This window comes from Janthinobacterium agaricidamnosum NBRC 102515 = DSM 9628 (genome assembly GCF_000723165.1).
Lineage (GTDB): Bacteria > Pseudomonadota > Gammaproteobacteria > Burkholderiales > Burkholderiaceae_D > Janthinobacterium > Janthinobacterium agaricidamnosum.
Map to the genome: position 1 here is coordinate 4,525,349 of NZ_HG322949.1, position 12,325 is coordinate 4,537,673.

Consider the following 12,325-nt stretch of genomic DNA (forward strand, 5'->3'; position numbering starts at 1 on the left):
CCGCAGACGGTACCTACCTACTCAGGCGATGCAACGCCGCCATGGGCGTTTTGTCCGCTGCGCTCCCAATCATGACATCAGGAAAAGATGCCGGTTCCCAGGCTGCGGCGCGCGCCGGGCTTGGCCACGCTGCTGCGGGTGCTCGGTACTTGCTTGCGCAGCCGGTACAGCAATTCCTTGGTGCTGCGCTGCAAGAAGGCCGGCTCTTCATCCGGGTCGTCGATATATTCGGCGTCGACCAGGTCGCCGCTGTGGCGGAAGTCCGGGAACAGTTCGAACAGCGAGCGGTCCCAGCCGTCTTCATTGGCTTGCGCCAGTTCGATCGCCAGCGGCACGATATCGTTGTCGGACGAAGTCACGCCGGTGATATACGGACCCTTGACCAGGATTTCACCGGCCACTTCGAGGATTTCCTTCGGCGCCATCGAAAACAGGATCGCGAACGCGGTCGCGCCCCAGTCGGTGGCGGACGCTTCGAACAGCAATTCGCGGCGCCGTTCGGCGTCGTCGCTGGAAAACACCACGCCGTGGATGTGCGCGAACAGCGCTTCGGCGATGCGTTCCGGGTCGTCCTCGATCTGGTCGTCGCTCCAGGTGGCGGCGATGAAGGCCAGGCTGTCGGCCCAGGCCTTCGGCGGCACCAGCAAGGTCGCCAGCGACATCTTGCCGCCGTCGAAACCGGCCAGGTGCAGCGCGGTCACTTGCGGCGGGATATTCGCCAGCACTTCGACCACCGCCAGGTCGCCGAACGTGTCGGCGGCTTCGGCAAACGCCTGTTCGGCGTGGCCCAGCGAACCGGACAGCACCAGTTCGGTCACTTGCCTGGTCAGCGCAGGCAGATTGCTATTGTTATCGGCCATGGTCATCTCCATCCTGGTCAAATATTTGCGAGAAATCGTCGGTGGCGCCGTCTTCGCCGTACTCGTCATCCTGCTCGTCGTCGCCATCGTCGTTGGCGGCCAGCTGGTCGAGCGACTGGTCGTCGTCGTCCCACAGGCGCGGGTTCTTGTACAGGAAGGCGGTGATGATGGCCTGGCGCGCCAGGTCCGGGCAATTTTCCTCGATCGCGGCATACATCTTGGCCGCTTCCTCGCCGTCGCACGAGGCCATCGCGAAGACCCGCGACGCGTCGCCGAATTCATAATCTTCGCTTTCGGCCAGCAAGCCCTTGGTGTTGCTGAACTGGATATGGTCGACCAGCGCGAAACTGAGCATGTTCACGTCGTCGATGCCGCCGCCGCTGGCGTATTCGCTGACCAGGCTGGCGATCATCGCCTGGTAATTCTTGCGGTTAGGCGGGTCGCCCAGAATGCCTTCGATCTGGCCGCCCAATTCGCGCGACTGATAGGCAAATTCAGGGTGTACTTTTCTCATTTTTCTTCTTTCCAATAGTTGAAAGGCGCTACACGGAGCGCCACTTCATAATCAAACGTGGTTCACACCTGGCAAACAGGCGCTTCAGGCTGGCAAGCTGCTACCGTGCAAATTGAATACCGAACGCCACAGCGCGTAAGCTTCCGCTTCCGGATCGATGATGATGCGGTGGTTCACGCTTTGGTTGTATTCGGCGCGCTTGACCGGGTCGGCCAGGATTTCATACGCCTTGGTAATGCTCTTGAAACGCGCTTCGGCGCCGGGCGCCTGGTTGCGGTCGGGGTGAAAGCGCATCGCCAGCGAGCGATAAACCTTCTTGATCTCGTCGTCGCTGGCATTCGGCGCCACTCCGAGGACATTGTATAAATTTTCCATGAGGGGCTCGCATGCCAAAACAATTAAAGACGAATTATCCTATAGAAAAGCGGCGGCGTCCGGCTGACGCCTGAAATCGGCCCCAAATGGATGGTTTTGGCACGCTGGAAGGCGATAAAACCACCTTCCTCTTGCAAAACCATGCCCCGTTTGCAACAATTTTACAAATATGGGCGGGCCGGGCCGAGATCGCCGGAAAAGCGCGCGACGTACGGTAAAATGCCCTGACTGACACTTTCTAAGTAAGTAATCATTAATGAGCAACGATAAAAACAGCAGCGCCGCGCCAGCCCCAGCGGCCAATTTCCTGCGCAACATCATTGAAGCCGACCTGGCGGCCGGCACGCACACCCGCGACGGCTTGCCACCAGTCATCACCCGCTTCCCGCCGGAACCGAACGGCTATCTGCATATCGGCCACGCCAAATCGATCTGCCTGAACTTCGGCCTGGCGCGCGATTACGCCGGCCGCTGCAACCTGCGTTTCGACGACACCAATCCGGCCAAGGAAGAACAGGAATACGTCGATACCATCATGGACAGCGTCAAGTGGCTGGGGTTCAACTGGGAATCGACCGGTGCCAACGGCCTGGAAAACCATTTGCACTACGCCAGCGATTATTTCGAGCAACTGTATCTGATGGCGGAATACCTGATCACGGCCGGTTTTGCGTATGTCGACAGCCAGAGCGCCGAAGACATGGCGGCCAACCGCGGCAATTTCGGCCAGGCCGGCAAGAATTCGCCGTTCCGCGAGCGTCCCGCCGATGAATCGCTGGCCCTGTTCCGCGCGATGAAAGCGGGCCAGTTCAAGGATGGCGAACATATCTTGCGCGCCAAGGTCAGCGCAGACGCGATGTCGTCGCCGAACATGAACTTGCGCGACCCGGCGATCTACCGCATCCGCCATGCGCACCATCACCGCACCGGCGATGCGTGGTGCATTTACCCGATGTACGATTACACGCACCCGATTTCGGATGCGCTGGAAAACATCACCCATTCCGTGTGCACGCTGGAATTCCAGGATCACCGCCCGTTCTACGACTGGCTGCTGGAAACCCTGTCGGCCGGCGGCTTTTTCAAGCAACCGGTGCCGCGCCAATATGAATTCTCGCGCCTGAACCTGACCTATATCGTCACCAGCAAGCGCAAGCTGCGCCAGCTGGTCGAAGAGAACATCGTCGACGGCTGGGACGATCCGCGCATGCCTACGCTGGTCGGCATGCGCCGCCGCGGCTACACGCCGGAAGCGATCCAGTTGATGTGCGAACGCACCGGCGTCACCAAGTCGGATGGCTGGATCGACTACAGCACGCTGGAAGGCTGCCTGCGCGAAGACCTGGACCCGAAAGCGCCGCGCGCCGCCGCCGTGCTGCGTCCGTTAAAACTGATCATCGATAATTTCGATGCGGCGGCCAGCGTCGCATGCAGCGCGCCGGTGCATCCGCATTTCCCGGAACGCGGCTTGCGCACTTTCCCGATCACGCGCGAATTGTGGATCGAGGAAGACGATTTCCTGGAAGTGCCGAGCAAGGGATATTTCCGTTTGTACCCGCCGATCGACGACAAGCCGGGCAGCCGCGTGCGCCTGCGCTACGGCTACGTGGTCGAATGCACCGGCTACGACAAGGATGAGAACGGCAAAGTCATCGCCGTGCATTGCAATTACTTTGAAGACAGCAAATCGGGCACCGAAGGCAGCGCCAACTACAAGGTCAAGGGCAATATCCACTGGATCAGCGCGGTCACCGCCGTGCCGGCCGAAGTGCGCCTGTACGACCGTTTGTTTACCGATGCGCAACCGGATGCCGGTGGCAAGGATTTCAAGCAATTACTCAATCCGCTGGCCAAGGAAGTGGTGCAAGCCTATCTGGAACCGGGCTGGGGCGACATCGCCGCCGCGACCAGCTTCCAGTTCGAGCGGCACGGTTATTTCGTCACCGACCGGGTCGACAGCCAGCCGGGCAAGCTGGTGTTCAACCGCATCGTGACCTTGAAGGATAGCTGGGTCGCCAAATAAGACGCGCATTGATTATGCCAAAACCCGCCCAGGCCAATGCCTGGGCGGTTTTTTTCAGACCTTGCTTAATATTTATCAACAGAACTAAAGCACCAGAAACAAAATCAGTTGACGCCGCTTGGGCTTGGTTTGTATATTGGTGCGCTGTTAAAAAAAATTTAACATGCTGGGCGGAAACTGTCTTGCCGCGTGACAGACCTGATACAACGATCTCCTGATGTGGCACACCATGCATTCCTTACCCGGCAAGAAAATCCCCCGCACTCCCGGCAAGCCGCTATGGTGGACCGGCATCTTGCTCTCTGCGCTGGTCGGCCTGCTGTTTTACGTCGGCACCACCACCTCGATCGAAGCCGATTCGCAACAGCGCTTCAATGATTTGTCGAGCAACGCGCAATACAGCATCAATGCGCGCATCAAATCGTATGCCGACTTGCTGCGCGGCGCGGCCAGCCTGTTCCATGCATCGGATACGGTATCGCGCAAGCAATTCCACCACTATGTCGCCAGCCTGGCGCTGCCCGTACACTTTCCGGCCATTGAAACCATCAACTTCGCCACCCACGTCACCGATGCCGGCTGGCCAGCCTTCGCGGCGGCGATGCGCAAGGAAGAACAGGGCGACAGTAGCGGGTATCCGCCCTTCACGCTGCATCCGCCGGGCAAGCGCGACAGCTATGCGATCCTGACGCTGATGGAACCGATGGCCAGCGCGCCGGCCAATTTCGGTCTCGACCTGGCGGCCACGCCGTACAAGGCGCGCGTCATCTACGATGCGCGCGACCGTGGCGTCGTCAATAATTCAGGCCAGCCGATCATGGTGCCGAACAAGCCCAGCATGACCGGGCTGGCGATGCGCATGCCGGTGTATCGCGCCGGCTTGCCCCTGGAAAACGTCGAACAGCGCCGCGCCGCGTATATCGGCTCGATCGGCATCGGCTTCAATTTGCAAGTCATGATCCATAGCGTGTTGCAGGAAATGCCGCTGCAAGACATGCGCCTGGCGTTGTATGACGGCGGCCCGCTGACCGACAGCAACGGCGTCGGACGCCACCTGGCGCCGCTGTTCGACAACCGGCCGCCACCGCAGCCATCGCCGTGGTGGCATCCATCGTCCAACGCCACCTTCAATGCCACCCTGCCGATCGATTACAACGGCCGCCTGTGGCATGCCAATTTCAGCATCCTCAAAAGCGACCTGTACACCAGTTTCGATACGTATTTCCCCTTGCTGTCGATGCTGGCCGGCTTTACCGGCTGCATGCTGATGTATGCGCTGTTCCACACGCTGTCGTCATCGCGCATGCGGGCCATCCAGATGGCGCGCGACATGACCAGGGAGTTGCGCGACAGCCAGGAAAAACTGCAAATCTCGCACCAAAAGCTGCGCCGGCTGGCGGCCCATGCCGACCAGATCAAGGAAGAGGAACGCAAGCGCATCGCCCGCGAAATCCACGACGACCTCGGACAAAACCTGCTGGTGCTGCGGATCGAGGCCGACATGCTGGCGTCGCGCACCGAAGGGCGCCATCCGCGCCTGAACGCGCGGGCCCGCTCGACGCTGGGCCAGATCGACCTGACCATCAAGAGCGTGCGCCAGATCATCAACGATTTGCGGCCGAATGTGCTGGACCTGGGCTTGAGCGCGGCGGTCGAATGGCAGGTGGCGCAATTCCAGAACCGTACCGGCATCGTCTGCGAATTTAATGAAAGCCAGGCCGATATTTGCCTCAACGACCATTGCGCGACGGCATTTTTCCGCATCTTGCAAGAATCGCTGAGCAATATTTTCCAGCACGCCAATGCCAGCCGGGTACAAATCGACTTGTGCAGCGATGGCGACACCTTGTCGATGACCGTGCAAGACAACGGCGTCGGCGCGGCGGACGGCGGACGCAGCAAAGCCGGCTCCTTCGGCCTGGTCGGCATCGAAGAACGCATCAAGCTGCTCGGCGGCGAGCTTGCCATCCACAGCAGCCAAGGCGCCGGCATGACCATCCACGTTTCGGTGCCGATCAAGGGCGGCCCCGCCTACCCATATGTGGAGCACTACATGGAATACGAGACCAGCCAGCACGCCGGTTGGGATACCGTGAAGGCCGGTTAGGAATTTCCTTACAGAATGTTGATAAATATCAATACCACGTTCATTTCCTACGAGCAAAATCAATATTAATGCTTTTTATCAATACTGATTTGTAAATTGCAGAGTCTTTCCAGCACAGGCGGCTGGCCAACTGCAAGACCGCCCCGCGCAGGCGGGGCCACACTCAAAGGAATTGACCATGAATTCACACGACCGCTTCGATACCATCAACGCATTGGATCTGGACCCGATCAAAGTCAAATTGATGCACCAGGAATCCGGCGAGGGCTGGAGCCTGGAAAAAGCCAATGCGGTGGAATTGGAGTACCGGCGCTACCTGATGCTGATGCTGAAGTTCCCGAATGAAGAAGCGGCGCCGCTGGTCGATGTCGATACCTTTTGGCACTACCATATCCTGGACACGATGAAATACGCCGCCGATTGCGACGCGGTGTTTGGCTACTTCCTGCATCATTTCCCGTATGTCGGTTTGCGCGGTGAAGCGGATGAAGAAGCCCATCAGCGCATGGGATCGCGCATGAAAGAACTATACGAAGAAACTTTCGGCGTAGCCTATGTGCGCGGCGCGGCGCACGGCGACCATAAGCAGGCAGCATGGTCGGCCCGCGTGGCGCAACAAGACGCAACAGGTCAAACTGCCTGGTCGGCCCGTGTGGCGCAACAAGACGCAACAAAGCAGACCGCATGGTCGGCCCGCGTGGCACAACAAGACGCAACAGGTCACACCGCATGGTCGGCCCGTGTGGCGCAACAAGACGCAACAAAGCAGACCGCATGGTCGGCTCGCGTGGCGCAAGAAGACGCAGCAGGTCAAACTGCCTGGTCGGCGCGTGTGGCCCAGGCGTCCAAGGAAAAAGCGGAAAAACGCAGCCGCTTTTACTCGGAACGCCCGGCCCTGCCGCTGGCCTGAATTGCTTGGCAGAAGTCTGGAGCATGAAAAAACAACAGATCAGTCACTCGGCAAGCCGAAACTGTCTGCCGAATTCTCATGGCAGTATGATAAGATTCAGACAGGCGTCTGAAAACCGTTCTAAAACGGCAATCAGGCAGCCATCAATTCGCGCAATTCGCGGATGCTGAAATCGCTGATTTCATGCATGCGTATCAGGATGGTGGCACCGATAGGCAAGGTGTTGTGACGAATCTTGCTGATCACCGGTGGCGCCACTTCCAGCGCGCGCGACAAGGCTGCATCGTTTTTCAGTTGCAGTTTGTCAATGATCGCGTCCAGAACGCGGTTAGGATTGTAGGTAGGCAAAGAAGTAATTTGTTTAATAGACATTTCGAGATCCGTACTTGATGACCTTGTGCAACGGTGCTGAGATCACCGTTGCACAAAAACAAAGGAAAACACACTAAAAACCAACACTGTTCCATGCGATTTTTAGCCCATAAGCAATATAATACTCTTTTTTGTTAGTGTTTGCTTAACTTAGAGCTATTTTGTGATCTTTGGAGAGATTTGACGCACAAAATATGTGCTAGAGGATAACGCAAAAACAAAAAGCTTGCCTGGAATCATTAATGACGACAGTGAAAACTGTTGGCATTAACTAACCATTGTACGGTCAGCAGAGCGCCGAACTGCGCCATCTCGATCGAAAATACCCAGCCCTGGATGCCGGGATGATGTTGCTCGCCCCGGGTCCAGCCCAGTTGGCGACGGATTTCTTCGGGGGGCGGGGGTGGTTTGCGGGTAGCTCGCGCTTGCCGCGTGCGCTGTTGCATATACGCACGCACTTGTTCCTTGGATGGGTGGTGGGTCTGATGCATGGGGTACTCCTGACGATGTCTGTCCCAATGCTGGGATACGGCACATTAGCTATCAAACTGGTGACAAAACGCCACGACATTGCTCACAATATCGTGGCATAGTGACAGCCTGTTTGATCCTCGTCAAAAGTACCGGCAGCATGTCGCACTGGCGCACACGCTTATTTTGCCTTGCCTTCGAACAAAGTCTTGGCGTCGCGGTGCGCCTGGTCGACATTGCGCATCGTATCATTGTCATCGTGCGGAATAAAAAATTCGGCATCTTGCGCCTGCATCACCAGCTTGATCGCGGCGGCATCCGACAGATGGTATTTTTCGGTGATCAAGGTGGTGACTTCGTCCAGGTATTCTTCGTACGTCATGCGTTACATCCTATTGTCTTGAGGGATACGGGAAATTCCAAGCCGTCATTTTAACGTAGCATCCGCTGTCATTTGCCGCAGAGCATCCGCCACGCGGGGATAGGCCAGGCGCACGCCCAACTCTTGCTTGATGCGGTGGTTCAGCATGCGCCGCGACTCGGACATGAACGACAGCAATACCGGCGACACCGCCTCCTTTAATTCGGCGCGCGCCAGCCGGGGTGGGCGCGGCAAGCCGAAGGTATCGGCCACGGCATCGAAATAGGCCGCCATTTTCATGTCGCTGTCGTCTGCCGCGTGATACGCCCGGCACGGCAAGGCGTGCCACAGCGCCCGCGCAATGATGTGCGCCAGGTCGTCGGCGTGGATATGGTTGGTGTAGACATCGTCCTCCTCGTTCAAGGCCGGCGTACCTTCCCGCAAGCGCTTCAATGGCAGGCGGTCGGATGCGTAAATGCCCGGCACGCGCAAGATCGACAAGTTGCCGCCGCTGCGCCGCGCCCAGCCGCGCAACACTTGTTCCGCGTCGACGCGACGCCGCGCCCGCGCATTATTCGGCGCCACCGGCCGCGTTTCATCGATCAGCGCGCCGCGGCAATCGCCATAAACGCCGCTGGTACTGATATAAACCAGATGGCCGCGCTCAGGTAAAATGGCGCTCAGATTTCGCGTGCGCCGGTCCAGCACACCATCGGCTTGCGGCGGCGCCAGATGCACAACATGGCTGGCCAGGCCGGACAAGCGGGCCAGGCTGGACCGGTCATCCAGGTCGGCGACGATCGGCAGCGCGCCGGCGGCGCGCAACTCGGCGCAGCGGCTGGCCTGGCTGGTGACGGCAAAGACGCGGAAACGCTCGCGCAGCAGCGGCAGCAGACGCATGCCCACATCGCCGCAGCCCAGGATCAGCAGGCGCGGCCGGTTGAAGTGTTGAATTATTGTGTTTTTCATCTCAAGGATAGTATGACTTTTCAAATTACCGTTCAGCCCAGCGGTCACCAGTTTAGCTGCGAAGCGGACGAAACGGTGCTGGCCGCCGCGATACGCGCCGGCGTGGGTTTGCCATACGGCTGCAAAAACGGCGCTTGCGGTTCCTGCAAGGGCAAGATTGTCTCCGGTTCCGTACAGCATAAAGCACATCAGCAACGCGCGTTGACGCCGGAAGAAGCGGCAGCCGGTTTTTCGCTGTTTTGCTGCGCCACCACGGATGCCAACCTGGTCATCGAAGCCCGCGAAGTGGCCGGCAGCGGCGACTTCCCGATCAAGAAAATGCCATCGCGCGTCACCACGATCGATAAAGTGGCGCCCGACGTGGTGGTGCTGACCTTGCAATTGCCGGCCAGCGAACGCCTGCAATACCGCGCCGGCCAATACATCGAATTCATGTTGCGCGACGGCAAGCGCCGCAGCTACAGCATGGCCAGCGCGCCCGGTGCCGAAGGCCCGGTAACGTTGCATATCCGCCACTTACCGGGCGGCCTGTTCACCGACCAGGTATTCGGCACGATGAAAGAGCGCGATATCCTGCGTTTCGAAGGTCCGCTGGGTACCTTCTTCCTGCGCGAAGATTCCGACAAACCGATGGTGTTGCTGGCCTCCGGCACCGGTTTTGCGCCGATCAAGGCCATCGTCGAACAGATGATACACCTCAAGTCGCAACGTCCGATGACACTGTATTGGGGCGGACGCCGGCCGCAGGATTTGTACATGGATGCCTTGTGCCGCCAGTGGGCGGCCGAGCTGCCGAACTTCAGCTACGTGCCGGTGGTGTCGAATCCGCAGGCCGACGACCAGTGGAACGGCCGCGGCGGCTTCGTGCACCAGGCCGTCATCGACGACTTGCCGGACCTGTCCGGCTACCAGGTGTACGCCTGCGGCGCACCGGTGGTGGTCGACTCGGCCCGGCGCGACTTCGTGCAATTATGCAAATTGCCGGCAGACGAGTTCCTCGCGGACGCCTTCACCACCGAAGCGGACCTGGCCAGATAAAGTATCAAGCACAGTATCGAGCGGCCGTGGGGGTAAAGCTGAGCCTGATGCAACTGAAGGAAACATCAGGCACAATGCTGAAGAATATTTCAGCCAGCTCAGCCTCCCCCAGAAAGCCTTCATGTCACTGCCCTCCGGTTTCAGCGTTTTACGGCATCGCAACTTCACCTTTTACCTGTCGGCCCGCGTGCTCGGCACCCTGGCGGTGCAAATGCAAAGCGTGGCGATCGGCTGGCAAGTCTACCAACTGACCGGCAGCCTGTTCGACCTGGGCCTGATCGGCCTGGCCCAATTCGCCCCCTTCCTGCTGTTGATCCTGGTGGCCGGCCACGCCGCCGACCGCTACAACCGGCGCAACATCATCGCCTGGTGCCTGTTCGCGCAACTGCTGTGCGCGCTGGCCTTGCTGGCCTTTACGCTGGCCGGCCTGTCGGTGGTGTGGCCGGTGTTCGCCGTATTGGTGCTGTTCGGCAGCGCGCGCGCCTTCATGATGCCGGCCACGCAAGCGGTGCTGGTCAACATGGTGCCGACCGAAAGCTTCAGCAAGGCCGTGGCGCTGAGTTCATCGAGCTTTCATATCGCGGTGATCCTCGGCCCGACGCTGGGCGGCCTGCTGTACATTGCCGGGCCGAAAGTGGTGTACCTGATTTCATCGGTGTTGCTGGTGATTTCGGTGATCCTGATGCGCCTGACCAAGCCGGCGCCGCAAGCGCTGAACCGCGCACCGGCCAGCTGGCACACGGTGCTGGAAGGCTTGCGTTTCGTCTGGTCCAGGCCGATCGTGCTGGGCGCCATTTCGCTCGACCTGTTCGCCGTGCTGTTCGGCGGCGCCACCGCGCTGCTGCCGGCGCTGGCGCACGACGTGCTGCACATCGGCCCGAGCGGCCTGGGCTTGCTGCGCACCGCGCCCGGCATCGGCGCCGCGCTGTGCTCGGTGGCGCTGGCCTTCTTCCCGATCACCCGCCGCATCGGCGCGTGGATGTTCGGCGGCGTGGCCGTGTTCGGCTGCGCCACCCTGACGCTGGGCGCGACCAACAGCTTTTTCGTCGCACTGACCGCGCTGTTCCTGATGGGCGTCGGCGACATGGTCAGCGTCTACATCCGTCACTTGCTGGTGCAATTCGAAACGCCGGATGCAATCCGCGGCCGCGTCAGCGCCGTCAATTCCGTCTTCATCGGCGCCTCCAATGAACTGGGCGAATTCGAATCCGGCGTCACGGCAGGCTGGTTCGGCCTGGTGCGCGCGATCCTGTTCGGCGGCGCCGCCACGCTGGCCGTGACCGGCATCTGGGCGGTCATCTTCCCGGTGTTGTCGCGCATGGACAAATTTCCCCATCATGAAAAGGAAGAGGCAGCCAGGAAGGCGACCGCAAAACCTGCTTAGCGCTAAGATATCCACTGGATAATAAAAAGTTACCGCCATGCGCATGCCGATCCCGTTCCACCACTTCATCCGCAGCCGCCCGCATTTGAGCCTGGCGATCGGCATCGGTGTGACCGTCGGATGCTTGCTGCCCGACGACTGGCACGGCATGACCCGCTTGCTGGCGGCATGGAACGTGGCGGTCTGGTTTTACCTGATCACGATGGGCTGGATGATGCTGCGGGCCGACCATCGCAAGGTCAAACAGATTTCCGCCAAACAGGACGAGCGCGCGGCGGTGGTGCTGGCGGCCTTGTCGGTGGCCTCCGTGATGAGCCTGGCCGCGATCGTGTCGCAACTGTCCGAATTAAAGGAAATGCCGTCCGACCAAAAGGCGCTGCATTACGGCTTCACGGTGTTGACGCTGATCGGCTCCTGGTTCCTGGTCGGCACGCTGTTCTGTTTTCACTACGCGCATTTGTATTACCGCGCCGAAGCGAGCGAACGGCCGCTGCAATTTCCCGATGGCGAGCAAGAGCCGGATTACTGGGATTTCCTGTATTTCTCATTCACCATCGCGGTGGCGGTACAAACCTCGGATGTCGCGGTGCATGGCCGCCTGATGCGCAAGATCGTGCTAGGGCAATCGATTTTGACGTTTTTCTTCAATCTGGTGGTGCTGGGGCTGTCGATCAATATCGCGGCGGGGCTGATTAACGGCTAGCGGCCAGCCTCGCATGTTTATGCGGTTTTTTGTGCTTCTTGCTGCGGATGGGGATGGCGGCCGGCGATAGCCTCCCCGCGCTGTGCCTCATGTCCGGCAGGAGCCAGTCCGGCATATTGCGCGCCCATCGGCTTGAAGCTGTCCGAGCCCATGTAGATACGCCGGAAACTCAGATAACCGCCGCCCATGTATCCGTTTTCGCGGCCGGTCGGATCCGGATCGATCGCCTCCATCTCCC

General features: G+C 59.6%; 14 protein-coding genes. 6 read left to right on the forward strand and 8 right to left on the reverse strand.

The features are described from left to right. Nucleotides 1–77 precede the first annotated feature (77 nt). The 3 genes from GJA_RS19460 to GJA_RS19470 form a co-directional block, all read right to left on the reverse strand. The gene (locus GJA_RS19460) at nucleotides 78–860 is read right to left on the reverse strand and encodes a hypothetical protein (protein WP_038495550.1); all 783 of its coding nucleotides are present in this window, start codon (nucleotides 858–860) and stop codon (nucleotides 78–80) included. Beyond that, entirely contained in the window at nucleotides 850–1,374 is a 525-nt protein-coding gene (locus tag GJA_RS19465; RefSeq protein WP_038495554.1) for a hypothetical protein, read from the reverse strand. Before GJA_RS19465 ends, GJA_RS19460 begins: the two co-directional genes overlap by 11 nt. 84 nt (nucleotides 1,375–1,458) lie before the next feature. Beyond that, the gene (locus GJA_RS19470) at nucleotides 1,459–1,749 is read right to left on the reverse strand and encodes a DnaJ domain-containing protein (protein WP_038495557.1); all 291 of its coding nucleotides are present in this window, start codon (nucleotides 1,747–1,749) and stop codon (nucleotides 1,459–1,461) included. A 256-nt stretch (nucleotides 1,750–2,005) separates the two neighbouring features. Between GJA_RS19470 and GJA_RS19475 the strand changes: the two genes are divergently transcribed. The 3 genes from GJA_RS19475 (at nucleotide 2,006) to GJA_RS19485 (ending at nucleotide 6,789) form a co-directional block, all read left to right on the forward strand. Then, on the forward strand, nucleotides 2,006–3,772 hold the full coding sequence (locus GJA_RS19475) for a glutamine--tRNA ligase/YqeY domain fusion protein (protein ID WP_038495560.1): 1,767 nt from the start codon (nucleotides 2,006–2,008) through the stop codon (nucleotides 3,770–3,772). Between the two features lie 229 nt (nucleotides 3,773–4,001). Then, on the forward strand, nucleotides 4,002–5,879 hold the full coding sequence (locus GJA_RS19480) for a sensor histidine kinase (protein ID WP_038500499.1): 1,878 nt from the start codon (nucleotides 4,002–4,004) through the stop codon (nucleotides 5,877–5,879). 178 nt (nucleotides 5,880–6,057) lie between these two features. Then, nucleotides 6,058–6,789 (forward strand): hypothetical protein, encoded by a 732-nt coding sequence (locus tag GJA_RS19485; protein WP_038495563.1) that lies wholly within the window; start codon nucleotides 6,058–6,060, stop codon nucleotides 6,787–6,789. A gap of 132 nt (nucleotides 6,790–6,921) precedes the next feature. On the opposite strand, the gene GJA_RS19490 is transcribed toward GJA_RS19485, so the two are convergent. The 4 genes from GJA_RS19490 to GJA_RS19505 all read right to left on the reverse strand — a co-directional run bounded on the left by GJA_RS19490 (nucleotide 6,922) and on the right by GJA_RS19505 (nucleotide 8,962). After that, nucleotides 6,922–7,161, reverse strand: coding sequence for a hypothetical protein (locus tag GJA_RS19490; RefSeq protein WP_038495566.1), 240 nt, complete (start codon nucleotides 7,159–7,161; stop codon nucleotides 6,922–6,924). A 239-nt stretch (nucleotides 7,162–7,400) separates the two neighbouring features. Further along, the gene (locus GJA_RS26875; protein ID WP_081905496.1) at nucleotides 7,401–7,652 is read right to left on the reverse strand and encodes a hypothetical protein; all 252 of its coding nucleotides are present in this window, start codon (nucleotides 7,650–7,652) and stop codon (nucleotides 7,401–7,403) included. A 161-nt stretch (nucleotides 7,653–7,813) separates the two neighbouring features. Further along, complete coding sequence (locus GJA_RS19500; protein WP_038495572.1) at nucleotides 7,814–8,014, reverse strand: hypothetical protein; 201 nt, start codon at nucleotides 8,012–8,014, stop codon at nucleotides 7,814–7,816. Nucleotides 8,015–8,059: 45 nt separating this feature from the next. Continuing rightward, nucleotides 8,060–8,962: an NAD-dependent epimerase/dehydratase family protein gene (locus GJA_RS19505; protein ID WP_038495575.1), complete on the reverse strand. Its 903-nt coding sequence runs from the start codon at nucleotides 8,960–8,962 to the stop codon at nucleotides 8,060–8,062. A 12-nt stretch (nucleotides 8,963–8,974) separates the two neighbouring features. On the opposite strand from GJA_RS19505, the gene GJA_RS19510 reads away from it, so the two are divergent. The 3 genes from GJA_RS19510 (at nucleotide 8,975) to GJA_RS19520 (ending at nucleotide 12,087) form a co-directional block, all read left to right on the forward strand. Then, nucleotides 8,975–10,000 carry a CDP-6-deoxy-delta-3,4-glucoseen reductase gene (locus GJA_RS19510; protein WP_038495578.1) on the forward strand — a complete coding sequence of 342 codons (1,026 nt, stop codon included), beginning with the start codon at nucleotides 8,975–8,977 and terminating at the stop codon, nucleotides 9,998–10,000. Nucleotides 10,001–10,121: 121 nt separating this feature from the next. After that, on the forward strand, nucleotides 10,122–11,384 hold the full coding sequence (locus tag GJA_RS19515) for an MFS transporter (RefSeq protein WP_038495581.1): 1,263 nt from the start codon (nucleotides 10,122–10,124) through the stop codon (nucleotides 11,382–11,384). A gap of 37 nt (nucleotides 11,385–11,421) precedes the next feature. Beyond that, a complete protein-coding gene (locus tag GJA_RS19520; RefSeq protein WP_038495584.1) occupies nucleotides 11,422–12,087 on the forward strand; it encodes a DUF1345 domain-containing protein in 666 nt (221 codons plus the stop codon). Nucleotides 12,088–12,104: 17 nt separating this feature from the next. Here GJA_RS19520 and GJA_RS19525 read toward each other — a convergent pair whose 3' ends face one another. Continuing rightward, the gene (locus GJA_RS19525) at nucleotides 12,105–12,320 is read right to left on the reverse strand and encodes a hypothetical protein (RefSeq protein ID WP_144241597.1); all 216 of its coding nucleotides are present in this window, start codon (nucleotides 12,318–12,320) and stop codon (nucleotides 12,105–12,107) included. Between the last annotated feature and the right edge of the window lie 5 nt (nucleotides 12,321–12,325).